This window comes from Terribacillus saccharophilus, assembly GCF_002272745.1.
In the GTDB taxonomy this organism is placed as follows: Bacteria; Bacillota; Bacilli; order Bacillales; family Amphibacillaceae; genus Terribacillus; species Terribacillus saccharophilus_B.
Map to the genome: position 1 here is coordinate 842,544 of NZ_NPBD01000007.1, position 25,191 is coordinate 867,734.

Below are 25,191 nucleotides of genomic sequence, written 5' to 3' on the forward strand. Positions count from 1 at the left end.
CCCTAGTTGGGAGGCATATAAACGCTGGAAATAGAGTCTCTCGTTAACTTTGACTTTTAACTGACAAACTCCTGCAAGCTGGTTTATTTTTCACTTAAATTACATCATCAGGAAATGGTTTAGAAATTTTACCAGGGTGGAATGTAATCAGCAGAAAGCAAAAAACTCTAGGAGGTAACACATGTTCAACCATCAGAAAGTACTACAATATCCAGCGAAACCAGACAAGCCAGATGCATTGTTTGCAAAGAAAATGCAGGAAATCTTAGGTGGACAGTTCGGTGAAATCACTGTTGCCCTACAATACTTATTCCAAGGATGGAGCGCCCGCGGCGAAGAGAAATATAAAGATTTGATCATGGATACAGCAACTGAGGAAATCGGTCACGTTGAAATGATCGCAACAATGATTGCCCGTCTTCTAGATGGAGCCCCTGTAACAGAACAGGAAGAAGCAGCAAAAGACCCTGTTATCGGAGCAATTCTGGGCGGTATGAATCCGCAGCATGCAATCGTTGCAGGTCTTGGGCCACGTCCGACAGACAGTAACGGTGTACCTTGGAATGCAGGTTATATCATCGCAAGCGGTAACATGCTCGCAGACATCCGCGCCAACATCAACGCAGAATCACAAGGCCGTTTGCAAGTGGCGCGTCTATATGAAATGACAGAAGATAAAGGTGTCCGCGATATGCTATCCTTCCTTCTGGCACGTGACTCTATGCACCAAAACCAATGGATTGCAGCAGCACGTGAACTGGAAGAGAAGAATGGTATCATCGTACCTGGCTCCTTCCCGAAAGAGCTTGAAGCGGATAACTTCTCCCACAGCTTGATTAACTTCTCTGAAGGAGAAGATTCTAAAGAAGGCAGCTGGGCAAACGGTACAGCTCCTGATGGCGGCAAGTTCAAATATGAAGAAGCGCCAACAGCGCACGGTGAAAAACAAGAGCTGCAGCCAGCACCTCAGTATATGTATCCAAAATGAGCAGAAGCCCCTTGTTAGGGGCTTCTTTTCTATTTAAAAAGAACTTGCTTATAACTGCTATTTAACGTATAATAATCGTTGTCACATTAATTACATATGCGCTCGTAGCTCAGTCGGATAGAGCGGTGGTTTCCGGTACCACGTCTGCCGGGGGTTCGAATCCCTCCGAGCGCGCTAATATATACAGAAAACAGCAAGAGTTTGGCTATATGCCACCGCTCTTGCTGTTTTTTTGTTTAAAAGCACTTGCAAACATTTTGCAAACCTTCGAGTTTCGAAATAAATCTATTCCCTCTTTTTATGGAAAAGCTGGTCCAACATTTCAGCTGCTGCAGCTTGCATCCCTGGGATTAGATAAGATTAAGTATCCAGTGTAATTTGAATACTTGCATGTCCCAGTCTTTCTTGTGCAACTTAAGGATGGACACCCATCTTTAAGAGTAGGTAGGGTGAGTGTGTCTAAGCGAATGAAATGATATCCTTTTTACTTCTGACTTCTCAATAGCTCTCCAAAACAATTTTATTAATATTTGGTGGAGTAATGTAGTTACCAGTGTCTGTAGCATTTACAAGATTGTAAGTGCAGCAGATTGTGATTAGAGTTTCGGGCATTGAAGATTCAGATTGAGAATAGGAATGAGCAAAAGCATGGTGGGATTATTTCCCTCTCTAAGGCATAAAGACCGACTGCATGAGATTAAGGTACGGCAGATGAAGCGGGCGCTGATGGCTCACTCGACTTTATTGAAAGGCAGATCATAGAGATGAAGTACTTAACATTTATATGGAACTAGGAATTAAGAAGGGAAAATATTATCAAAAAAAGAAATTATCCTTCTTAAGATTAGCTACATCTTTAGGAATAGTTTAAATCAAAAAAGGAAGCAGACCATAATGTCTGCTCCATTTAAGTTTGCTCTAATTTTTTAAAGTCATCGCTGAACACGATGCTTATTAGTTCAAGAACTGCAAAGATAATGAGCATGCCTAAACCCGATATATGTACTCTATTAAACAAAGTTGGAATAATTCCAAGAGCTATAATAGTTGCAACTATAGTTTGAAAGAAAAATGACATAACCAGCACTTTTAAAGTGAAAGGGATAGATAGAATTGTGGAAACTAGCATAAACAGTAAATCTACTACAACTCCAATTGTGTACATGCAAATAACTACAGAACCAAAGTAAAAGAAATTTTTAAATGCTCCATCAAGTAAATCTATACGAATGATGCCGGTCTTATCGAGAAATGAAAATAGACCGAAAAAACCTAGTGTGGGTATAGATAAGACAATGATTGTAGCAATAACAACTAATAATGCTACTAATGCAATACCTAATAAATTACCAACTGAACCATTTTTAAACATATTTGGTAGTTTCATTGACGCGCTCTCTTCCTTGTAATATATTTACATGGTATCATATGTAAATATATTACTAAAGGGGTAGATATTAGTGTTTAAGAAAAGCTTACTCGTTAAAACAGTAGTAAGTGCTGCTGCGCTAACTTTAGCGTTTGGCACAATTTCACCAGGATTTGTAGCAAAGGCAGAAGAGAAGAAGGTAACTTCTGACCAACAATTAGTAGTTCCGGTTGAAGTTGAAGAATCTTTTTACGTTGAAGACTTTGGGTCTCGAGATGTGTTCCCGGATGCTGAAGGTATGTATGATGAAGAAGCATATCAAGAATTCTATAATGAAAATATAATGTCCAATCCTAATTTCAATGCTGAATTACTGGAATTAAGATCTCAATTTAACCAGCAATTGAATGGTACGACCGGTGCGGCTGAGGGACAGTTCACAACTCAAGGAGCCTTCGGACATGGACTAAAAGCAATTAGTGCCATCGGTAATATGGTTAAACATGGTGGGAGGGCGCTCTCATGGGCTTTAAAACCTTTTAGCGCAAATACTGCTAAAGTAGTCAAGAAAAATTCTAATAAAATCGGTAAAGCATTTAAAAAGCCTGAAAAAGCAACTAGAAGTTATTTGATTAAACGTTTAATGGATGCTGGAGTTTCTAGGAAAGATGCAGAATCAATTGTATATTGGGTATTTATGATTCTATAAGATTTACATAAATAAATATGGACTGTATGAAGTGAAATTCTTCAATACAGTTTTTTTTCATGCTTTCCAGTTAACATTAGAGGTTATCGTATCAATTAATATTTAGCCAGAGAATAAGAAGGAATTTCCGGACTTATTGGGTACCAAATCGGGTACTTTTTTTTGTTTGCAAAGTCTCAGAGAACTACTAATTTAACCTCGATGAAAGAAAAAGAGAGCTAAATGAAAAAATAGACTACTGAGCACCCTTTGGGTGCTTTCAATTACTCGTCTAGCAACAGCCTTAGGAATTATGGGGTACGGTAATGACGAAAGATATAAGTAGAGGATGGAGCATGTAGGTTTAAGAACCATTGAATCTAGAGATAGCCTTGATACAAATAGGGATATTACTATTAATTATAGGAGTAGAGTGAATGGAACAACTTACAGAAGTTTTGTAACTATGAATTTATTTAAATGGTACGAAGATCGGTAGAGGATGGTAAAAAGTTAAGTTAAGAATTAGAACATTTTTTAACTCAAAGACACCATATTAGCTAACTTAAAGGAGCACTGTCAAAAAAACTTGATTATTCCTGAGACAACAAGCGACGAGAGAAAAATAAAGACTGACTTATGCTAATATCAATGTATCTATTTTAAAAGGAGGTTCGATTATGAAGAAGCTTCTAATAGCGAATATATTAGTATTAATTAGCTTTATATACTTACTTCTAAGCGTAACCGAGAAAACAATTTACTTAAATGAGTTCTCAATGGATGTAGATAACCCAGTTCAGTTGGGGTTAAATTATATTGATATTAATGCCCAACTTGCTGAAGGTCTCAATGGAACATATACAATTTGGATGACGCCAGCTTATATTCTAATTATTATAGCTATTGTACTAACATTGTTAAGCTTTAAGAAAAAGAATAAACAATCATAATCATTAAAGAGTGCGGACAAAAAAGGTACAAATTGAGTACCTTTTTTTGTATGCGAAATCTATATGATTTTCTCAGAGGCACGAAAGAGTCTCTGGGAGAAGCTCCTTTCCCTTATCAAGACGTACTCGACTGATTTTGCATGGCTGTGAAGGATGCCTAAACGTCTTCGAATCTCTCCGAGCGCGCTAATAAATACAGAAAACAGTAAGAGTTTGGCTACATGCCACCGCTCTTGCTGTTTTTTGTTTCTAACTATCCTTTAAATCATAATCTTCTTGAATTACACTCATTATTATTTCATCGGAGTAAGTGCCGTTCATAAATAGTGCTTGTCTCAGTATGCCTTCTTTTTTAAAACCTGCTTTTTCGTATGCTCTGATGCCGCGAATGTTGTGAGAGAAAACCTGTAATTCTAATCGATTCAGCTTTAATTCCTCAAACGTAAATCTTAAAGCAAGTTTAGTTGCCTCAGTCCCATATCCGCGCCCATGATTTTCTTTATGATGCAATGCTATTCGAAACACTGCTTTTTTATTGTCGAAATCTATTTCGCTTATTGATAAGTCACCTATAATTTGTCCTGATTCTAGTAAACAAATAGCAAAATCATAGCGTGTAGGATTGATGCTGAAATTTCTATGAGCTATTTTAATCTGTTCCTTATTTAGTATGGTACGTGTACCAGTCATATATAATATCTCTTCATCTTGAAAACTTTTTGAAATGCTTATAAAGTCCTTTTCTTCAATTGCTCTTAAAAAAACAGATTTACCGGTAATCAATATAAGAACCTCCTTTCAGTTCATTCAATTTAAGGCAGATATGGTTCATACGGATAATGATTCATATGTGTTTCAATAAATACCAGCTATTATCCTTAGTTGGATCTGTAACCTCCTGCAGTTTATTTTGAGGGATAGTTTTTTCTTGGACATTTATGCTTGGAATCAGGAAATATATCTCACCCATAAGCATACAGTGGAAGCATGAAGTGCAATTTACTTACTTGTATACTAGTATCATTTTCGATTCAAACATTCCAGATGATAAAGAGATGATGAGCATGAATAAGTTTACTGTTCAGCGTAAAACATTGGCCTATGAAGTGTATAAACACTTATACAACAAGATTATCACGCTGGATTACAAACCAGGCCAGATGATTTATGAGAGTACGATAGCAGAAGAACTAGGTTTAAGTAGAACGCCTGTCAGAGAAGCCATTCAAATACTTGCTTCAGAGGAATTCCTGCAGATTATTCCGCAAAAAGGTATCAAGGTGAAATATATTTCTAAGAAAAAAGTGCAGGAAGCATTTCAGGTTAGAAAAAGCCTGGAAGCAGTTGCGTTTCGGGAAGCTGCTGTCATGTGGGATGAATCTGATCTACAAGTGAGTAAATACAAGTCTGATTTAAAGTATATTATGGACCAGCAACGAGCTGCTGCAAAAAAGCAGGAGGTTATTGCATTTTACGAGTATGATGAGAAGTTCCACGACAAAATCCTTGAAATATGCGGGAATCAAACTTTAGCTGCTGTTGTACGTCAGGTGCGAGGACATGTGAACCGAATAAGCTACTTGGATTTTTTTGAGTCACGGGAAATGGGTCGGGTCATGCTTGACCATGAAGAATTGATTGCACTGGTACAAAAAAATGATGCAGATGGAGTTGTAAGAAGGCTGAATCAGCATCTGGACACAGCCGCCGATCACTATGGAAACATTATCAAGAAGTATGCTGATTACTTTGAATCGCAATCTTAGTAGAAGAGTTCAGAATCACTCATAACTCGTATACTAGTATGCAAAAAGGAGAATAGCTGGATGAGAATTGCAGTGCTCGGTTTGAATCATGGATACACATTTGCACAGCAGGCGAAAAAAATGGAGGGTATCACATTGGTGGCGGTAGCGGGTAATAACGCGAGTGCAAGGGAGCGAGTAAAGGAGCTCGATATACCTTTATTCGAAGATTATAAGGAGCTCATTGATACTTGTCTCTTGGACGGAGTGATCATTACACTGCCGAATCACTTACACAAAGAAGCTGTTACGTACTGTGCTGATAAAGGGTTGCATTGTTTGGTGGAAAAGCCGATCGCTGATACAACGGATGCAGCTCGTGAAATGATTGCTTATGCCCGAGAAAAGCAAGTAAAGCTAATGGTTGGTCATCATCGGCGATTTTCTGCAAAAATTAATCATTTGAAGCACTTGCTGGAAAGTGGTGTCATCGGCGACTTAGTCGGCGTAAATATGATGTGGGTCCTTGCCAAAGACAAAGACTATTATAAGGAAGCTTGGCGCGTTAAAGCAGGGGGCGGACCGTTATTAATTAATGGCATTCATGATTTGGATAATTTGCTTTATGCGACTAACTTAAATATTGAAAGCGCTTACGCAACTAGTCGCAATAAGATACGCGGATTGGAAATAGAGGATACAGTAACAGCCATCCTAGAAGCTGATGATGGGACAGTCATTCAATATTTTTTGACAGATGGAGTACCGTCTCCATGGTCTTATGAATTCAATGTAAGAGAGAACCCGGCTTATCACTACTATGAGGAAGATTGCTATTACTTTTTCGGGACAAAAGGAAGCTTAGCTTTTCCGAGCTTTCGCTGTTATCAGTACAGTGAGGGCGAGTATGGATGGAAACATGCTTTGGCTGAACAGCATTTTCCACCCGCTGCTACTGTTGATCCGATAGCTGCAGAGCTACAGCACTTTGTAAATGTGCTGAAAGAAGAAGAGGAGCCGCGTGTCCCTGGAGAAGCAGGCTTAAGAACGTTAGAAATACTGGAAGCAATCAATTTATCTATACAAGAAAAAAGGCGAGTGACACTTCGAGAAAGCAAAGGTGGTAATCCAGAGAAGAATTAATTTTCAATTCATTGAGAAGTAAAAGCAGGTGGGAAAATGGCGGATTTTGCTCAGAAGAAAGAATATAGAAAGGTTGATCACTTTGAAGGATCAATTTTCTTTAGCACATCTGACAGCATTAGCATGTCCTCCCCCAAAACTAACTTATATTGCAGCCAGGGCAGGCTTTGATTTTGTAAGCATCAGACCGATTTGTATGGGACTGAAAAATGAACCTGATTATAACTTGGCTAGCAACAGGAAGATGCTGCGGCAAACAAAGACAGCACTCCGTGAAACTGGTATCCAAGTGTTAGATATCGAGCTGGCCAAAATAGTGGATGGTATGGATCCAAAACAGTACGAACCAGCTTTTGAAGTCGGAGCAGAGCTGGGAGCCCGGCATGTGCTTTGCAGCGTATGGACTGATGATTTAGTATTTGCAACCGAGCGTTTTATCCAATTATGTGAATTAGCAAAACCCTATCAATTGACGATTGAATTGGAATTTGTCCCTGTGGCGTCCGTTGCTACTTTGGCGCAGGCTGTCAGCATGCTGGAAGCTGCTGCTCAGGATAATGCAGGGCTGATGATTGATAGTCATCATTTTCATCGTTCAAAGGAAAATGTAAGCGATATCAAGAAAATACCCGCTGATTGGTTTCATATGTTTCATTTATGTGATGCAAGCAAAGAAATCCCAGCATCAAAAGAGCAGATGATCCAGATTATGAGAGAGGAACGCCTCTATATTGGAGAAGGTGGTATTCCTATCAAAGAAATTTTACAGGAGATTCCGAAGATCCCATATTCTTTAGAGATACCTCACTTGCAGCGAACAAAGGAATTAGGGTTCGAAGAATATGCGAGAAGATGCTTACAATCGGCGAAGGAATATATAAGTCTGAACTTAGATGACGTGAACATATACTAGTGTACAAGATTGAGATTTTGCGAGGTGAGAGAGAATGAGTGGACGAAGTGCCTTGGAGCACTACAAAAATGGCGGTGCCTGGTGGGAAACAGAGATTAGCGACATAAAGAAAAATTCAATCATTCTTCGTGGAAAACGAATTGAGGATCTGATTGGAAATGTATCTTACAGCCAAATGTTGTTTTTTTTGCTGGTCGGCAAGGAACTAACTGAGCAGCAAGCTAAATTATTTGAAAGTGTGCTGGTGGCCGGTGCAGATCATGGTCCGCGCGCACCTTCCATAGCGGCAGCAAGAATGGCAGCTACTTGCGGTGTTAGTTTTAATTCGGCAGTTGCAACCGGAATTAATATGCTTGGAGATATTCATGGCGGAGCAGTAGAAGGCGCAATGGAATTGTTATACAAAACGAATGCAGAACTGACTTCTAATAAAAATGCTGTGGCGGATACCATGCAGCAGTTCCTTGGTGAAGGGAAGAAGCTTCCTGGTTTTGGTCATCAGCTGCATGACCGGGATCCGCGGGTTAACAGGCTGTACGATTTGGCACAGCAAGTGATTGATAGCGGAGAAATTACCGGAGATTATCTTGCGATTCTGGAGGATTACAGACAAACGATGTCAGCAGTTAAAAAACGCACGTTTACGATTAACGTTGATGGCATTTCTGCAGCCATTCAGTGTGAGCTTGGTATCCCGGCAGAAGCAGCAAAAGGGATTTTTTCTCTTTCGCGAGGAATGGGAATCGTTGCGCATGCCTACGAAGAATTAATGCAAGGCACATTGATTAAAGGTCCGTGTCCTAATGAGGAAAAGCTCGTTAAATATACAGGAGATATGCCAGAAGATATGCAGAAGGAGTGATAGGGAATGCGAATGGCCAGACCTTTTGTCAATGGTGTATGGATTGATGATGATCGTGAACCGATCCCAGTGCTGGGTCCTTATAAAAATGAACAAGTTGGCGTTCAATTAATAGCGAATAAAGCAGAAGTCGATCAGGCGTTGGCAGCAGCCCGTAGCAATAAAAAGCAAATTGCGGAACTTTCACAGGCGTTCCGCGCTAAGGTGCTGTATCGGGCTGCAGCTTTGCTGGAAGAACGCAGGGAAGAATTTGCGAATTTAATTGCAAAAGAAGTAGGAAAGGCGCTGAAAAATACGAGAGATGAAGTGGCTCGTTCGATAGAAACGTTGCAACTGTCAGCTGAGGAAGCGAAACGACTTTTTGGAGAGACAATTCCGGGAGGAGCTTCAGAGCGAGGAGCATCCTCCATCGCGTTAACTTTTCGTGTTCCTGTTGGAGTTGTCGCAGCTATTACGCCTTTTAACGCACCGCTTAATTTGATATGTCATAAGGTCGGACCAAGTTTTGCTGCAGGAAATGTCACCATTCTAAAGCCAGCTCCACAAGCTCCTTTGATTGCGACTGCACTTGTAGAATTGCTTCTGGAGGCTGGTATGCCGACGCAGGCAATCCACATGATTCTAGGTGGAAAAGAAATAGGTGAGCAGCTCGTTCAGGATGATCGTGTCAATCTCGTTTCGTTCACTGGAGGTGTTCCAGGTGGCAAGCAAATCAGCAAAACAGCGGGCATGAAAAAAGTGTTATTGGAGCTTGGAGGAAATGGGGGAACCATTGTCCATAAAGATGCCAATGTTGAACGGGCTGCAGCTATTTGTGCGAAAACAGCTTTCAGTAATTCGGGGCAAAGCTGTATTTCCGTCCAGCGTATTTATGTCCATGAACAGATCTTGAACACATTTGTTGCGGAGCTAAAAGAACATACAGCAGTGCTTATTGTAGGGAACCCGGTAGAGGAGCGTACAGATGTCGGATGTGTCGTAAATAGACAAACAGCAGAGCGGATCCTTGATTGGATCGATGAAGCTGTGGCAGAAGGTGCAGAGCGCATCCACGGCGGAAATGCGAACGGCGCTTCCATAGAACCGGTAATTCTTCTGCGACCGAAAAAGCAAAGTAAAGTTGTCTGCCAGGAAGTATTCGGGCCGGTAGTAAGTGTGCTGCCATATCACGATTTGGACGACGCAATTAAAGAAGTAAATGAGTCGGAGTTTGGTCTGCAAGCCGGTATTTTTTCAAACTCATTGGAAGTGATCCATAAAGCAGCAAAAGAACTGGAGGTTGGCGGTGTTGTCGTCAATGGTTCATCTAACTTCCGTTTGGATCATTGGCCGTATGGTGGCATTAAAAACAGCGGAATTGGCAGAGAAGGTCCCCGTTTTGCAGCGGAAGAAATGACGGAGATGAAAATGGTCGTGCTTCAGGATTTACTGTAACCAGAACACGAAGAGCTAGGAGGATACTTTAGTATGAAAAAGTTGGTTTCGGAGCAGTTAGTCAAATACCTGGAATCTCGTGGTGTGAAACATATATTCGGGTTGTGCGGACACACCAACATAGCTGTTTTGGCGGAATTAGAAAAGAGCACTATTAAGTTCATTAACGTACGTCATGAGCAAATTGCGTCGCATGCAGCAGATGGATATGCCCGGGTAACGAAGAAAGCTGCAGTAGTACTGAGTCATTTAGGACCCGGTTTAACGAATGCTGCAACAGGTGTTGCCAATGCAGCTTTAGACTCTACTCCAATGGTTGTTATCGCAGGTGATGTACCGAGTTATTACTACGGGAAACATCCGCATCAAGAAGTGAATATGCACGCTGACGGCGCCCAATTTGAAATTTACCGTCCGTTCGTAAAGCGAGCATGGCGTGTTGATCAAGCTGAGCTGTTTCCGGAAATCCTTCAAAAAGCATTCCAGCTGGCAGAAAGCGGTCGGCCGGGCCCTGTACTCATATCCGTACCGATGGATATTTTTTCGAAGGAGATTGAGGAAGAAGGCTTCAAGCTGCTCAAGCATCACACTCAGGTAGTGGAAAAACCATCACTAGATGAAGAAACAGCAGCTCGGATTGTAAAGAAATTAGCTGATGCGATGCGTCCGGTACTGTATGTCGGAGGCGGCGTGGTGCTGGCCGATGCAGCGGAAGAGCTGCGGGAATTTGTGGAGCATATGAACATACCGGTAGCCCATTCTTTGATGGGGAAAGGTGTGCTGCCTGATGACCATGAACTGACACTTGGTATGACTGGCTTCTGGGGCACGAGCTTTATTAATGAACAAACAAAAAATGCTGATTACATTTTCGGGGCAGGCACTCGCTTTTCGGAAGCAGATTCAAGCAGTTGGTATGATGATGTAACCTTTCATTTTCCGAAAACGAAACTGATTCATATAGATATAGATTCGAATGAAATCGGTCGTAACTACCCAGTGGAAATCGGGGCAGTTGCTGATCTGAAAAAAGCTTTCATCGCACTAAATAGGGTAGCAAAGCGCCTATATCCGGACGGGATTGATCGTAATCATCAATTAAAAGAAGAGATTGTATCCTATCGCAAATCATTACGCGAGCGCATTTCAAAAAATGTACACAGCGCATCTTTCCCGATGAAACCAGAACGTATATTGGCTGAGGTTCGTGATGTTCTTCCACGGGATGCCTATCTTACAACTGATGTTGGTTGGAATAAGAACGGCGTAGGACAGCAATTTCCTATATACACACCAGGTTCCATCTTAACACCTGGCGGCTTTGCAACGATGGGCTTCGGCAGTTCAGCTGCTCTTGGGGCGAAAATAGCTGCTCCGGAAAAGGTAGTCGTTTCTCTGATAGGAGATGGTGGATTCGGACAAAATCCTTCTGTGCTCGCAACAGCAAAAGAAGAAAATATCCCGGTGGTCTGGGTTGTTATGAATAATAGCGCCTTTGGCACAATCGCTGGTTTGGAAATGGCGCATTATGAAACAACGTACGGAACGAGATTTCAAATTGACGGTAATAGCTACTCGCCTGACTTCGCCGCTATTGCGAAGGGATATGGCATAAAGGGAATCAAGATTGAAAATGCCGAGCAATTCAAAGGAGCATTAAAAGAAGCAATTGCAGCAAATGAGCCTGTTGTGCTTGATGTAGCTATGATAAATGAACCTGTACCGACAGATGGAAAGTGGAATATTAATGATATTTATTCGCCAGATAGCGAAAAGTCACATGTAAGAATTCCCTAAGAAAGGAGGAAGAAAATATGCCAACACCATTGGAAGGTGTAAAAATTCTGGATGTCTCCACGATGATCGCAGCCCCATTTGGGACGGCATTATTAGGAGATTTTGGTGCGGAAGTTACCAAAGTCGAAATACCAGGACGAGGAGATACATCAAGAAGTGTTGGACCATTTAAAGGAGACGAACCGCTGCGCTGGCCCGGTCTGTCACGTAACAAAAAATCGTTAACACTTGATTTGCATAAAATAGCTGGCGTGGAAATCATGAAAAAACTGGCAGCGAAACATGATATTCTGGTTGAGAATTTTCGCCCTGGCACATTGGAAAAATGGGGAGTAGGCTATGATGCGTTGAAAGAGATTAATCCGAATTTAATCATGATACGCGTTTCGGGTTATGGTCAGACAGGTCCATACCGGGAAAAGGCAGGCTTTGGTACGCCAGCGACAGCGTTCAGCGGTTATACGTATTTGCAGGGGTTCACCGATCGTCACCCGGTAAGTCCGCCGTTCTCGCTGACAGATTATATATGCGGGATTTATGTCGCCTTTGCGGCTGTGACCGCTCTCTATCACCGAGACACTAAGGAATCGGGCTCGGGGCAGATGATAGATGTTGCACTTTATGAATCGGTTTTTCGAATGATGGAATTTCTCGTAGCCGAATACGATCAGCTCGGTAAAATCCGAGAACGCTCACCAGGTTTAGCCGGACATTCATCACCGTCCGGAACCTTTAGGACGAAGGATGACCACTGGGTTGTACTTGTTACGAGCACGGATACAACCTTCAATCGGCTGGCAGCTGCTATGAATCGCAGTGATCTACTGACTGATACACGTTATCATACCAATGCAAGCCGGCTGGAGAACAATGATAGTATCAACCGAATTGTCGCAGATTGGATTAACGAGCATCCGCGTGAAGTTTTATTAAAGAAGCTCGATGAAGTTGGCGTGCCGATAAGTCCAGTATTGAGTATTGCTGATATATTTGAAAATGAACAGTACAAGGCACGTGAAAATATTGTAGAAGTAAAGCATCCGAGACTTGGGAATATCAAAGTACCTGGTATTGTCCCGAAATTCGAAAAGACACCTGGCAGTATACGTTCCGTTGCACCGGATTTAGGTGAAAGTAATGAAGAAATTTTAAAAGGGTTAGGATATTCGCCTCAGGAGATTGAAGCGCTAAAACAAAACGAAGTTATATAAAGTAGCTGCCCGATTTAGATATACTACAACGGCGGTGGTAACCGATGGAGAGTGCGCCTTGCTTTTTGTGTTAGAGTACCCGGATATTGACTGCTGCAGAAGTTCAATCAGCAAGGTTTTGGCAGTTGCCAGCCTTGCTATTTTTATTGTGGAAATTCGTTTGCATTTTATCAAAATAACTTAATGTTTAGCCGATTTTGCTAGGCAGCTATTTTTGCTGCTTTACAAAGCATAGTAAACAATTATAATGAGTATAGATTAATTAACTTAACTTAACTTAACTTTTGTATGAACTCTTTTGTTTAGTTAAGCATAAATGGTTGAGTAAGCTTCCCGTATAGCCCCGCAGCAGAAGGAGAAATGAGTTTTGAAGAAGCCAATAAAAGAACAAAAATCCGTATTAATTATTTTATTAAGCAATTTATTTATCGCGTTTTTAGGGATGGGACTTATCATTCCTGTCATGCCGTCATTCATGGATATTATGCACTTATCAGGCAAGACGATGGGTTATCTTGTCGCTGCATTCGCAGGGGCACAATTGGTCATGTCTCCATTTGCAGGCCGATGGGTGGATCGTTATGGCAGAAAGAAACTCATTACAGCAGGTTTATTTCTTTTTGCCGTTTCTGAACTGATTTTCGGCTTGGCAACACATGTATCTTTACTTTACCTATCAAGAATTTTGGGAGGAATTAGTGCCTCCTTCATTATGCCGGGTGTCACTGCATATGTAGCAGATATAACTACAAATAAGGATCGTCCGAAAGCGATGGGTTATTTGTCAGCGGCTATTAGTACAGGTTTTATCATCGGACCGGGTCTTGGTGGTTACATTGCCGAATATGGTATTCGAATGCCATTTTATGTTGCGGCAGTCATCGCATTTTTAGCTTGCTTATTATCTATTTTCATACTAAAAGAGCCATTGTCCAAAGAACAGCTGGCTGAAATTGCAGACAGTAAGAAGGGGACTAGTTTCCTGGGTGACTTAAAGAAATCATTGAATCCAATCTACTTCATTGCGTTTTTTATTGTGTTTGTCCTCGCATTCGGTTTGTCGGCATATGAAACTGTGTTCAGTCTGTTTTCTGATCACAAGTTTGGTTTTACGCCAAAAGACATAGCGTTAATCATTACTGTTAGTTCCATCTTCGGTGTAATTGTGCAGGTGCTGCTGTTCGGAAAAATGGTCGATGTTATGGGTGAAAAGAAGCTGATACAGCTATGCTTGATTATCGGCGGTGTTTTAGCAGTTGTATCGACCGTGATTTCTAGCTTCCTATTAGTTCTGACAGTAACGTGCTTTATATTCCTTGCATTTGATTTGCTGCGTCCGGCATTGACAACGTTTCTATCAAGAACTGCGGGCAAGGAGCAAGGTTTTGTAGCCGGAATGAATTCAACATATACAAGTTTAGGTAATATTATTGGTCCTGCACTAGGTGGAATATTATTCGATATAAACATTCACTATCCATATCTATTTTCGGCGGTGATCTTGATTATTGGTCTCGCGATTACTTTCATATGGAAAAGTAACAATCAGCAGGAATCAATAATGGAGAACTAATATCCGTATTTACCTATTTTCATAGTTACATGCAAGTTTATAGTTTGCTGCAAGTTGTATAGTTCCTAATGTGGGATTGCAGACATACTTTCGTCCCGACGCTCATATAATTCTGCGTTGGATAAAAACGAAAGAGGTGGGAAGCGTATGTTTTTTCACATCAAAGAACTGCAATATCACGCGAAGCCATCAAAGCCGGATCCGGTCTTCGCCAGACAGCTGCAGGAAGCTTTAGGCGGACAATACGGTGAAATTAGTGTAATGATGCAATATCTCTGGCAGGGGTTCAACTCCAGAGCAGATCCGAAATATCGAGATCTACTATTTGATACAGGTACAGAGGAAATCGGTCACGTAGAGATGTTTGCGACAATGATTGCACGGTTGCTTGATGATGCACCTTTTGAGGATCAAAAAGCGGCTTATGATAGCGATCCAGCCATTGCTGCAATTATGGGCGGAACGAATCCACAGCATGCGATTGTATCTGGGTTGGGTGCTTTGCCAGCGGATGCTATGGGATATCCTTGGAATGCGAAATATATCATTTCTAGTGGAAACCTTCTTGCGGACTTCCGAGCGAATCTGAATGCGGAATCACAGGGACGGCTTCAAGTAGTTCGTTTGTATGGTATGACAGATGATCCTGGAGTACGTGATATGCTTTCCTTCCTTATTGCACGTGATACAATGCATCAAAATCAATGGTATGCAGCAGTACGTGAATTGGAAGAGCGAGAAAACGATATAGTCGTACCGACTACTTTTCCTCGCAGGCTGGAGAAAGAGGAAGTTGCGTACACACTATTTAATTTCTCAAGAGGCAGTGAAAGCTCAAAAGGTCGCTGGGCGAGCGGACCTAGTATGGACGGCAGAGGTCAGTTTAATTATGTGGCAGAGCCACAACCGTTTGCCGGAGCCCCGAAGCTAAAACCAGCTCCATTCCTTTATCATGATACGATGCCTCCAAAATCCATGATGTAGTATGGTAGACGTACAAGCTCAGCTTGTACGTCTTTTTTTAATAGGTTAGTATCTAATGCACGTTTCTTCTTGTTCGCATAATATGCAGTACAAGAGAGAGGTGTGACATATGGATCCGATACAAAATGAAACGATGTATCAAGTGCTGGTATTTTCGACGATCCTTGCCCCAATTGTGACTGCATTAATGGAGCTACTGAAGCGGAGCCTTCCCCGATTGATACCCTATCATGCATTGCTTAGCCTCGTTGTCGGTGCAGTGCTAGGTGCTGCTGCATATCCGTTTACAGACTTTGAGCTGACAGCAAGGCTTTGGGCAGGCGGCCTTGCTGGGCTGGCAAGTGCTGGTCTATATAATTCGTTCTCCTCAAGAAAACCTCCGCCAGACAAATAGTTTAAATAAGTAACAAATAGGCTAATGAATAGTAAAAGTTGTTGATGGAGGTCTACTCATGAAAAAACTATTCTTAACCTTTCCTATTTTGTTACTATTCCTCTCTGCCTGTGGGTCGCAATATGATCCCGAGATTGAACAAGTAATCGAATTAGAGAACGAGCATCTTTCTGACCTAGGGGATGATGTGAATCTGACTCGTAACACTACTAATTTTTATGTATATGCGGATGGCGGGTATGTGGAAATCCGTTATGATAATTCTGCTGGTGAAGAGCAGCAGGCAGTATATGAGGAAATAGATGAAGATAATTATGAACGTCATGATGGGATGCCGGAAGAAGCAGAGAACCTGACAAGGGAATATGAAGAAGAGAATAGGTAAGACTCGGCGGGCTTCAGCAGAAGCCCGTCATTTTTGTGCTGTATAAATGAAGACGAGGTGGTCTGTCCATTGCCCGTTTTCAAAAATAAAGCCTTTCCGGATACATTCATAATGCATCCCAACACTTTTTGCAAGGGCAATTGACTGAGGGTTATCCAGGTTAATATGTGCCTCAATACGCTGATAGCGGATTTGAGACACAGCGATTTCAAGTGCCATATGAACTGCTGCTTTACCGTATCCTTTACTCCAGTATTGATTATGGATTGTATAGCCAATTCTTCCCCATTGAAAATCATCACGTGCTAATGTGGAAAAATCGATCATGCCAAGGTGCGCGCCATCCTCCACCCTGAATACAGCAAAAACATACGCTTTGTCTTCGGCAGCAAGCTGCTGATGCTTGTCCACTAAAGCGGCAAACCATGAGTCTGTACAATCCGTCATGTCGAGCAGCCCTGGATCATGGGTATGCTGAGACAGCTTACGTCTGCTGAAGCCGCTAAACCATTTGGTGTAATCTTCTTTACACAGCGGACGCACTAATATACCATCCGCACATGCCTGAAAATCGAAAGCCATTATGCACTCCTCCTCTCCTTTACTATATCACCAAATTCCATGTTTGCCCCTGAACAGTTTGACCATACACATATAGGTTTAGCTGCATAGCTTATAACTGTAAGGTGATAACAAAACCTAAGGAGGAATTACAGATGGCAGATAAATGGAAAAACAGAAATAAATACGAAGGGAGCAACCAAGAGATGAGCTACCATAAGCATGATAAGGAACACGACGATGATAATTTCGATGAAGTAGAAGTGGATGCTGCAGCTAAGAACAAATCTAAGAACCACAACGAAGCAAAGGTAGTAAAAAGCGGAAACTCCTACGTTTGGGTAAAAACAAAAGCAGACGCAGAAGTTGAAGAAGATGACGATCATGATGATCATGATCACGATCACGGTCACGGCCACGGCAAGAAACACAAAAAGTACCGTAGATAATTAAGAGAGGAGAAGAACAATGAGCAATCTTAGAAAGTACCAGAACCAGAACCCATTCTCAGCCAGCAGAAACGATAACAATTCCCAAGTTGCCAATAGCGGTAACTCAGATGTTGATGTTATTGTAGAAGTGAATACAATGCCGATTGCATATGCCATGCTTTGTTCCCTTTACGCAACTAAACAGTTGTCTCTAACTGAGTTCGAAGATGCTATCAAGAACTTGAAAAGCCTTGTGGATGAAGATCGTGTCAACAATGATAATGACCCGAATACAGCTAAAATCTATCATGTAGAATAGTGCTATAGAAGTAGCTCTCCTGCTTGCTCCAAGCGGGATTGCTACTACCAGCTTTTTGCTCACAATATATGCTTTCAAATGCCCTAGTGATAATTGTCAGCTCATGTTCTTCTCCTAGCCAGCCTTATGAAGGCTGGCTTTTTACATAGATAAGAAAAGCGCCCCTAAAAGGAGCGCTTTTCTTACAAGGCAGCAGGGCCTTGTTTTCCTGTATTAATATCAATCGTTTGTTGGATAGGATAGACGAATATCTTTCCATCACCAGCTTTACCAGTATGGAGTGCACTAGTAGCTGCTTTGATGACATCATCGACTGGAACTGCACTGACGACAATCTCAATCTTAAGCCGATCGAATACATTCTGCACTTTCTTGACACCGCGGTATAGCTCAGTGTAGCCTTCCTCAAGACCACATCCTTGCACATGGGAGAAAGTCATGCCCGATACCCCGATTTCAGCCATTTTCATTTTGAATGCCTCAAGATCTGCTGAGTTCCTAGTGATAATCTCAACCTTGAACATGTCACTCATATACCGTTCCTCCTTATAGTTTAATCCTGGTAAGCGCGCTCGCCGTGCATTGTCAAATCCAAACCTTTTGCTTCTTCATCATCAGTAGCACGTGCTTTGAAGATGAGGTTGACGATTGTAATTAGGATAAATGTCACCACGCCGACAAAGGCGAATGTTGCGATGATGGCAACTACCTGTCTCCATAATAGATCAATACCGCCGCCGTAGAAAAGACCGTTGTGCTCAACAATTGCATTAATGGAATCGCTAGCGAACAAGCCAGTTGCGATGCCGCCCCACGTACCGCCGACAGCGTGCAAACCAAAGGCATCAAGTGCATCATCGTAACCAAGCTTTTGTTTCAGCCAGCCAACACCCCAGAAGCAAACGATACCGCCAATGAAACCGATTGGAATGCTCGCAATAGGAGAGACGAAACCTGCAGCAGGAGTAATTGCTACAAGACCGGCAATCGCACCGGATACCGCTCCCAATAGTGTCGGCTTTTTGTTTATGGCCCATTCAATGATCATCCAGCCTAGTACACCAGAAGCAGCAGCAGTATTCGTATTGATGAAGGCATACATTGCTACATCATCGAAAGCAAGCTCACTACCGACGTTGAATCCAAACCAGCCGAACCAAAGCAAAGCGCCGCCAATCAAGGTGAAGATCAGGTTATGTGGTGCAGTTGAGCCGGCGTTTTTTCGTTTGCCAATGACGATGGCAACAACCAAACCTGCAAGACCGGAAGAAATGTGAACAACGTTTCCGCCTGCGAAATCGAGTGCGCCCATTTCCGCGATCCAGCCGCCGCCCCATACCCAGTGTGCAAGCGGGGAGTAAACAATAAGGACCCATAGAACTGTAAATAAGATGAATGCAGGAAAACGAATACGTTCTGCATAAGCGCCAGATACGATTGCAGTTGTCAGAATCGCGAATGTCATTTGGAACATCATGAATAAGTTGAATGGAATAGTGTGTCCTTCAGCCGGTTCGAAACCGACATTATTAAGCCCGAAGAAATCCAATCCTCCAATAATTCCGTTACCTGGTGAGAACGCCAGGGAAAAGCCAATGATAATCCAGATGATCGACACGATTGCCATTGTCGTAAAGCTGTGCATCGCTGTGCTCAGCACGTTCTTGCTTCTTACTAACCCGCCGTAGAAGAGTGCGAGTGCTGGTGTCATCAACCATACTAAGACGGTTGCGACAAACATGAATACCGTATTAGCCATATCCATTTTCTCTACCCCCTGTGTTTATCTTTAATTGTTTGAAAATTTAAATCTTTACTCATTATAAGTGCCACACAAAAAAATGTAACAAACTTGTCAGGTTATCTTACGTGAATATTTCTGACCAACTCATGTAAGTGTTTTCAGGGCTTTTGTCATGAAGCGTTACCTAAAATAGGACGGAATTTATGGCAAATGGGAATTTTGGGGTGGTTTGTACTTGTTTGCAACGGGAATAGATAGATAGCTGCGAAGATGTCCTACATCGGAAGTTTGACAATAATTGTAAAGCGTGATATGATAGTTAACGTCTTCGATGTTTAAGTAACTTTATCGAAGGCCAATGGCATTCTGCTATAGTTTTAATTAGAAGTACTTATTCAGACTGGAGCGGCCTAGGAGCCGTGAGGATGCAATAGAGGTAGGGATTGCATCGTTTAAGTGTAAACTACCATGTGGAACAAGTACCGCGGCAAGAGGATGTATTAGGTATCCTCTACTTACAATAGAAAAGTTACATTATAAGCCCCGCATTGGCATTAGCTGATGCGGGGCGTCCAAATTTCTAAGGATATTTACAGCGTAAATGGAAATTTCAGAATTTATAGTTGACTCATAATTTAACCCATGCTACAATCCTGTTAACAAATAAATAGCAAGCTCTTATCAAGAGAGGCGGAGGGACTGGCCCGACGATGCCCGGCAACCTGCAAGCAGAAATGCTTATAAGGTGCTAATTCCTGAAAGTGCGTATGCACTTTAGAGATGAGAGAGACAAGTCGGTACATATTGCCACCCTGTCCTCTCAGGGTGGCTTTTTTATTTGAGGGGAGGAAGCGTACGGAACATGGAGTCACAACAGTCATACCAAACCGGCAAACTTCTCATAGGGAATATCGAGCTTGAATCAGGTGAGATCCTCTCACAGGTGGAAGTAGCTTATGAAAGAAGCGGTCCTGAATCAGGAGAAACGGTGCTGATCTGCCATGCGCTGACAGGAGATCAATTTGCGGCCGGTACTGGTACAGTTCCAGGCTGGTGGAGCGGATTGCTGCAGCCCGGAGGTTTTATTGACACCGGCCGGTATCAAATAATTACATTTAATGTGCTGGGTGGCTGCAATGGCACAACAAGTGCCTTGTCGGCAGATCCAGTTTCAGGTGATAGGTATGCGGCAGCTTTTCCTGCTATTACGATCCGTGACATGGTTTCAGTTCAGCGCATTGCGTTGGAGAAACTAGGAATCTCTCATTTGAGAGCTGTGATCGGCGGATCTTTAGGAGGAATGCAAGTACTAGAATGGGGTGTCATGTACCCAGATTTCATGGATGTACTGATCCCCTTGGCGGCAACTCCTTACGTAAGTGATTATGCAATTGCCTATAATCACTTAGCTAAGACAGCTATCACTTCCGATCAAAATTGGAACAATGGTAATTACACGGCAGATAAACCACCTGCTGCTGGTCTCGGACTTGCAAGGATGGTAGGAATGCTTACTTACCGTTCCGATCACCAATATAATGAACGCTTCTGCCGCGCTGCCTCCCGCAGGGACGATGCAGCATATGAAGTGGAATCATATTTGAACTACCAAGGAGAGAAGCTCGTCAATCGCTTTGATGCCAATTGTTATGTGACATTATTAGAGGCGATGAACAGTCATGATATCGGCAGAGGAAGAGGAGGGTGGCAGTCTGCTGCTCAAAGTATAAAAGCGGTTGTACTGACATTCGGCTTCTCCAGAGACCTGTTGTTTCCACCTGAAGAGATTGAACGCTTTGCAGCGACAGTTACGAGTGCACGTCATATAGACGTTAAAACAATCTATGGACACGATGGCTTCTTGCTCGAATTTGAAAAATGGGGACATCATATCCGTCAGGTGCTTCAGCAGCCTATAAAAATTTCATAATAGCTTATCCAGAGAGGCGGAGGGACTGGTCCTATGATGCCCGGCAACCTGCAAGCAGCAATGCTTGGAAGGTGCTACTTCCAGCAAACAAAGAGTTTGAGAGATAAGAAGTTCCATGCTTATGCAGCAGCTTCTTACAAGAAGCTGCTTTTTTTCATCTATATATAAATTGGAGGAATGACAAAATGACAGATCAAGTATATAAAGCAGAGACATTAGCATTACACGGCGGGCAGGCACCTGATCCGACAACAGGTTCAAGAGCAGTTCCGCTTTATCAAACGACTTCTTACCTTTTCCATGATACAGATCATGCAGAGCGTCTATTCGCTTTGGATGAGCCGGGTAATATTTATTCCCGTATCGGCAATCCTACCGTTGATGTATTGGAAAAACGGATTGCATTGCTCGAAGACGGCGTTGCAGCAGTCGGCGTTGCTTCTGGTATGGCAGCAATCAGCTACAGCATTCTCAATCTGGCAGCCGCTGGAGATGAAATCGTAGCAGCGACCAATTTGTATGGCGGAACGTATAATCTATTCCAAACGACACTTCCTCGCTATGGAATCAACGTAAAATTCGTCGATCCAACTGATCCGGAAGCTTTCCGTGCAGCGATTACAGACAAGACGAAGGCTGTATTTGCTGAGATTATCGGAAACCCGAGTCTGCATGTGCTAGACGTTGAAGCAGTAGCAAAAGTGGCGCACGATGCAGGTATTCCGCTAATCGTCGACAGTACGTTTGCTACACCAATTTTGAGCAAGCCAATTACATTAGGTGCTGATATTGTAGTTCATAGTGCGACAAAGTGGATTGGCGGTCATGGTACTTCTATAGGAGGATTGATTGTAGACGGAGGCAGGTTTGATTGGAATTCACCGAAATTTCCGACATTCACTGAACTGGATCCGAGCTACAATGGTATCCGCTATGCATTTGATTTCGGCACACTTGCTTTCAGTACGAAATTGCGCGTGCAATTGCTTCGTGATTTAGGAGCTGCGCTTAGTCCGTTTAATGCATGGCAGCTAATCCAGGGGCTTGAGACTTTGCACTTGCGTGTGGAGCGCCATGTACAAAATGCAGAAAAGCTTGCGACCTATCTTGAACAGCATCCGGCAGTTGATTGGGTTGCTTATCCAGGACTCAGCAGCCACCCATCTTATGAAATAGGAAAGAGAGTACTTCCATTCGGTACTGGTTCAATTGTTAATTTTGGTATTAAGGGTGGCAGAAAAGCTGGTGCTACACTTATCAATAATGTTGCACTTTGGTCACACGTTGCCAATGTCGGAGATGCAAAATCATTGATCATACATCCAGCATCAACCACACATCTTCAGCTGGATGCAGAAGGGCTCGCGGCGACAGGAGTGAAAGAAGAATTGGTGCGCTTGTCCGTTGGGATAGAGTCAGTGGATGATCTTATCCATGATTTGGACAGAGCGTTGGAAAAAGCGACGGGAATCCGTTCTGAATCACGGAAAATTGTTATCAATGATGAAGCCGTTATCCGGGAAGCGCTAGGCAGTGCGACAGATGCAACAGGCCGTCAAAAAACTATTGCTGTAGTGGGCTTGAGCAGTAAGGAACAGCGCCCAAGCAATCGTTTGGCACGGAAGATGCAGCGACTCGGATACAAAATCATTCCGGTTAACCCTGCCGAAACGAGTGTATTGGGAGAAAAAGCTTATCCTGATTTGACAAGCGTGCCTGAGAAAATCGATATCGCTCAGATTTTTCGCAGTCCCGAAGCAGCTGTTGAACTAGCTAAGGAAGCAGCTGAAGTACGTCCAGAGATATTCTGGCTCCAAGAAGGTGTCGTTTCGCAGGAAGCAGCGGCTATTGCCAGAGAAGCAGGTTTGGAAGTTGTTCATAATCGGTGCACATATAAAGAAGCGCAGCGCCTGCGCGGTACGATCAGCACCTATGCCTGTGAACTGGATAACAAAGGAGTAACGATTGATGAATAAGATTCCCCTTATAGACAAAAGAAGTTTACTAGCTTTACTTAGTTTAGTTGTAATCGTGTTTCTGGCAGCTTGCGGGAACTCAAGCAGTGCATCAGGTGAACTGAAACAGATTCGCTTGGATTATGCCTACTACTCCCCAGCAAGTATGGTAATAAAAAATAAAGGATGGGCAGAAGAAGCATTCAAGGATTCTGACATCGAGGTGACTTGGACACTTAGCCAAGGAAGTAATAAAGCACTGGAATTTTTAAATAGTAACAGCGTGGATTTCGGTTCTACAGCAGGCAGTGCCGCCTTGCTTGCCAAGGCGAACGGCAATCCAATTCAAGGTATATATCTGGCGTCTAAACCAGAATGGACAGCATTGGTTGCGGCAAAGGACAGCGACATTAAAGATCCGGCGGACTTGAAAGGTAAGAAAGTTGCCGCTACTGTCGGAACCGATCCATATATCTTCTTGCAGCGTACCTTGCAAGAAGCTGGTCTGAATGAGCAGGATGTCGAAATCGTCAATCTGCAGCATGCAGACGGAGCTAGTGCTCTTCTCTCAGGTGATGTAGATGCATGGGCAGGACTTGATCCGCATATGGCAAAGCTTGAATTGGAGAATGATGCACAGCTATTTTATCGTAATGAAGATTTTAACACATATAATTTCCTGAATGTTCGGAAAGAATTCGCTGAAAATCATCCTGAAGAAGTGAAAGAAGTCTTGAAACTTTATGACAAAGCAAGAGAATGGATCGAAGAGAATCCAGAAGAGACAGCAGAAATTGTTGCCAAAGAGGCGGGAATCAGCCAAGAAGTTGCTGCAAAGCAGTTGGAACGTAATGATTTCTCTGAATCTGTCCCAGGTGATACACAGCGGGAAATTCTGAATCAGTCAGGTGCTGTTCTGGAAAAGGCGAAACTATGGAAAGGCAACAAAGATGTAGCGGAAACGGTTGATGCTTATATCGAACCGAAATTCGCACAAGAACTTGGAGAGGAATGATGATTTATGTGGAAGAAATTACGGACACATCCTGTACTGCTCGGTTCACTGCTGCCGATCGTATTGCTGGCAGCATGGGAGATTCTGAGCAGAGCAGGGGTCATTCCTGCCTATCAGCTGCCTGCGCCTAGCGTTATTTTGTCGACCATCATTACATACTTTAAGGATGGCTCCCTGCAGGAGCATGTATTACTTACTGTTTACAGGCTGTTCGTTGGTTTCATCATTGGAACTATCGCAGCGATCCTATTGGGAACACTTGTCGGCTATTCTGAACTTGCTGAACGATTTTTCGATCCGCTGATTCAAGCATTCCGTAGCATCCCGTCGCTAGCATGGGTTCCGCTATTCATCCTTTGGATGGGAATTGGCGAAACATCGAAAGTGACATTAATTGCAGTCGGTGTGTTCTTCCCTGTTTATTTGAATATCGTTGATGGTATTCGCGGAGTGGATCGAAAACTGATTGAAGTAGGCAGAATGTATGGCCTCGATGGGGTAGCGCTCGTAAGAAGAATTATTCTTCCGGCCTCCCTGCCCTCTTTCCTTACCGGTTTACGAAGCGGTCTCGGTTTAGGGTGGATGTTCGTTGTTGCTGCAGAGATCATGGGTGCCAGCCAAGGGCTCGGCTATCTGCTTATATTAGGGCAGAACACATACGCTCCCGATGTAATTATCGCCAGCATCTTCTTGTTTGCCCTGCTTGGTAAATTGACAGATTGGGTGTTGAAGCTCATTCAGAAAAGATCGCTTCATTGGCAGGATACAGCATTAGCGAAATAACGAGGGAGGAATCA

25 protein-coding genes, 1 tRNA gene and 2 riboswitches are annotated in these 25,191 nt (G+C 42.7%); of the genes, 21 read left to right on the top strand and 5 right to left on the bottom strand.

Annotated elements, in window-relative coordinates:
* The first annotated feature begins 181 nt into the window (after window positions 1-181).
* Window positions 182-988, top strand: coding sequence for a manganese catalase family protein (locus tag CHH58_RS11245; protein ID WP_095229249.1), 807 nt, complete (start codon window positions 182-184; stop codon window positions 986-988).
* Between the two features lie 98 nt (window positions 989-1,086).
* A tRNA-Arg gene (locus CHH58_RS11250) sits at window positions 1,087-1,162 on the top strand.
* Between the two features lie 733 nt (window positions 1,163-1,895).
* On the opposite strand, the gene CHH58_RS11255 is transcribed toward CHH58_RS11250, so the two are convergent.
* Complete coding sequence (locus CHH58_RS11255) at window positions 1,896-2,375, bottom strand: hypothetical protein (RefSeq protein ID WP_095262522.1); 480 nt, start codon at window positions 2,373-2,375, stop codon at window positions 1,896-1,898.
* A 73-nt stretch (window positions 2,376-2,448) separates the two neighbouring features.
* Here CHH58_RS11255 and CHH58_RS11260 point away from each other — a divergent pair, with 73 nt between their 5' ends.
* Window positions 2,449-3,066: a hypothetical protein gene (locus CHH58_RS11260; protein WP_095262523.1), complete on the top strand. Its 618-nt coding sequence runs from the start codon at window positions 2,449-2,451 to the stop codon at window positions 3,064-3,066.
* 659 nt (window positions 3,067-3,725) lie between these two features.
* Window positions 3,726-3,998, top strand: coding sequence for a hypothetical protein (locus CHH58_RS11265; RefSeq protein ID WP_095232448.1), 273 nt, complete (start codon window positions 3,726-3,728; stop codon window positions 3,996-3,998).
* A 249-nt stretch (window positions 3,999-4,247) separates the two neighbouring features.
* On the opposite strand, the gene CHH58_RS11270 is transcribed toward CHH58_RS11265, so the two are convergent.
* On the bottom strand, window positions 4,248-4,784 hold the full coding sequence (locus CHH58_RS11270) for a GNAT family N-acetyltransferase (RefSeq protein ID WP_170937614.1): 537 nt from the start codon (window positions 4,782-4,784) through the stop codon (window positions 4,248-4,250).
* Between the two features lie 278 nt (window positions 4,785-5,062).
* Here CHH58_RS11270 and CHH58_RS11275 point away from each other — a divergent pair, with 278 nt between their 5' ends.
* From CHH58_RS11275 to CHH58_RS11325, 11 genes are all read left to right on the top strand, one after another.
* The gene (locus CHH58_RS11275; protein ID WP_170937601.1) at window positions 5,063-5,764 is read left to right on the top strand and encodes a GntR family transcriptional regulator; all 702 of its coding nucleotides are present in this window, start codon (window positions 5,063-5,065) and stop codon (window positions 5,762-5,764) included.
* 60 nt (window positions 5,765-5,824) lie between these two features.
* Window positions 5,825-6,886, top strand: a complete 1,062-nt coding sequence (locus CHH58_RS11280; protein ID WP_095262524.1) for a Gfo/Idh/MocA family protein — start codon at window positions 5,825-5,827, stop codon at window positions 6,884-6,886.
* Between the two features lie 82 nt (window positions 6,887-6,968).
* Window positions 6,969-7,799, top strand: coding sequence for a sugar phosphate isomerase/epimerase family protein (locus tag CHH58_RS11285; RefSeq protein WP_095232525.1), 831 nt, complete (start codon window positions 6,969-6,971; stop codon window positions 7,797-7,799).
* Between the two features lie 34 nt (window positions 7,800-7,833).
* Window positions 7,834-8,661, top strand: a complete 828-nt coding sequence (locus CHH58_RS11290; RefSeq protein ID WP_095260481.1) for a citryl-CoA lyase — start codon at window positions 7,834-7,836, stop codon at window positions 8,659-8,661.
* 6 nt (window positions 8,662-8,667) lie between these two features.
* Window positions 8,668-10,095, top strand: a complete 1,428-nt coding sequence (locus CHH58_RS11295; RefSeq protein ID WP_095262525.1) for an aldehyde dehydrogenase family protein — start codon at window positions 8,668-8,670, stop codon at window positions 10,093-10,095.
* Between the two features lie 33 nt (window positions 10,096-10,128).
* A complete protein-coding gene (locus tag CHH58_RS11300; protein WP_095262526.1) occupies window positions 10,129-11,892 on the top strand; it encodes a thiamine pyrophosphate-binding protein in 1,764 nt (587 codons plus the stop codon).
* 17 nt (window positions 11,893-11,909) lie between these two features.
* Window positions 11,910-13,103 (top strand): CaiB/BaiF CoA transferase family protein, encoded by a 1,194-nt coding sequence (locus tag CHH58_RS11305; RefSeq protein WP_095262527.1) that lies wholly within the window; start codon window positions 11,910-11,912, stop codon window positions 13,101-13,103.
* 367 nt (window positions 13,104-13,470) lie between these two features.
* Entirely contained in the window at window positions 13,471-14,676 is a 1,206-nt protein-coding gene (locus tag CHH58_RS11310; protein WP_095260484.1) for an MFS transporter, read from the top strand.
* A 147-nt stretch (window positions 14,677-14,823) separates the two neighbouring features.
* Window positions 14,824-15,660: a manganese catalase family protein gene (locus tag CHH58_RS11315; protein WP_095229279.1), complete on the top strand. Its 837-nt coding sequence runs from the start codon at window positions 14,824-14,826 to the stop codon at window positions 15,658-15,660.
* Between the two features lie 109 nt (window positions 15,661-15,769).
* Window positions 15,770-16,054, top strand: coding sequence for a holin (locus tag CHH58_RS11320; protein ID WP_373554083.1), 285 nt, complete (start codon window positions 15,770-15,772; stop codon window positions 16,052-16,054).
* A 58-nt stretch (window positions 16,055-16,112) separates the two neighbouring features.
* A complete protein-coding gene (locus tag CHH58_RS11325) occupies window positions 16,113-16,439 on the top strand; it encodes a hypothetical protein (RefSeq protein ID WP_095262528.1) in 327 nt (108 codons plus the stop codon).
* A 27-nt stretch (window positions 16,440-16,466) separates the two neighbouring features.
* Here the strand turns inward: CHH58_RS11325 and CHH58_RS11330 are convergent, their stop codons facing one another.
* The gene (locus tag CHH58_RS11330) at window positions 16,467-17,021 is read right to left on the bottom strand and encodes a GNAT family N-acetyltransferase (protein WP_095262529.1); all 555 of its coding nucleotides are present in this window, start codon (window positions 17,019-17,021) and stop codon (window positions 16,467-16,469) included.
* 134 nt (window positions 17,022-17,155) lie between these two features.
* Here CHH58_RS11330 and CHH58_RS11335 point away from each other — a divergent pair, with 134 nt between their 5' ends.
* Window positions 17,156-17,449: a hypothetical protein gene (locus CHH58_RS11335; protein WP_095262530.1), complete on the top strand. Its 294-nt coding sequence runs from the start codon at window positions 17,156-17,158 to the stop codon at window positions 17,447-17,449.
* Between the two features lie 19 nt (window positions 17,450-17,468).
* Complete coding sequence (locus CHH58_RS11340) at window positions 17,469-17,750, top strand: hypothetical protein (RefSeq protein ID WP_095260488.1); 282 nt, start codon at window positions 17,469-17,471, stop codon at window positions 17,748-17,750.
* A 182-nt stretch (window positions 17,751-17,932) separates the two neighbouring features.
* Here CHH58_RS11340 and CHH58_RS11345 read toward each other — a convergent pair whose 3' ends face one another.
* The gene (locus tag CHH58_RS11345; protein ID WP_095218428.1) at window positions 17,933-18,283 is read right to left on the bottom strand and encodes a P-II family nitrogen regulator; all 351 of its coding nucleotides are present in this window, start codon (window positions 18,281-18,283) and stop codon (window positions 17,933-17,935) included.
* Window positions 18,284-18,303: 20 nt separating this feature from the next.
* Window positions 18,304-19,515 (bottom strand): ammonium transporter, encoded by a 1,212-nt coding sequence (locus CHH58_RS11350; protein WP_095232459.1) that lies wholly within the window; start codon window positions 19,513-19,515, stop codon window positions 18,304-18,306.
* A 654-nt stretch (window positions 19,516-20,169) separates the two neighbouring features.
* Window positions 20,170-20,281: riboswitch (SAM riboswitch) on the top strand.
* A gap of 75 nt (window positions 20,282-20,356) precedes the next feature.
* Here CHH58_RS11350 and metX point away from each other — a divergent pair.
* From metX to CHH58_RS11370, 4 genes are all read left to right on the top strand, one after another.
* Window positions 20,357-21,424: a homoserine O-acetyltransferase MetX gene (gene metX / locus CHH58_RS11355; protein WP_095262531.1), complete on the top strand. Its 1,068-nt coding sequence runs from the start codon at window positions 20,357-20,359 to the stop codon at window positions 21,422-21,424.
* Between the two features lies 1 nt (window position 21,425).
* A riboswitch (SAM riboswitch) is annotated at window positions 21,426-21,534 on the top strand.
* Between the two features lie 75 nt (window positions 21,535-21,609).
* Window positions 21,610-23,400 (top strand): PLP-dependent aspartate aminotransferase family protein, encoded by a 1,791-nt coding sequence (locus CHH58_RS11360; protein WP_095262532.1) that lies wholly within the window; start codon window positions 21,610-21,612, stop codon window positions 23,398-23,400.
* Window positions 23,393-24,394, top strand: coding sequence for an aliphatic sulfonate ABC transporter substrate-binding protein (locus tag CHH58_RS11365; protein WP_095262533.1), 1,002 nt, complete (start codon window positions 23,393-23,395; stop codon window positions 24,392-24,394). Before CHH58_RS11360 ends, CHH58_RS11365 begins: the two co-directional genes overlap by 8 nt.
* 6 nt (window positions 24,395-24,400) lie before the next feature.
* A complete protein-coding gene (locus CHH58_RS11370; RefSeq protein WP_095235228.1) occupies window positions 24,401-25,177 on the top strand; it encodes an ABC transporter permease in 777 nt (258 codons plus the stop codon).
* The last annotated feature ends 14 nt before the right edge of the window (window positions 25,178-25,191 follow it).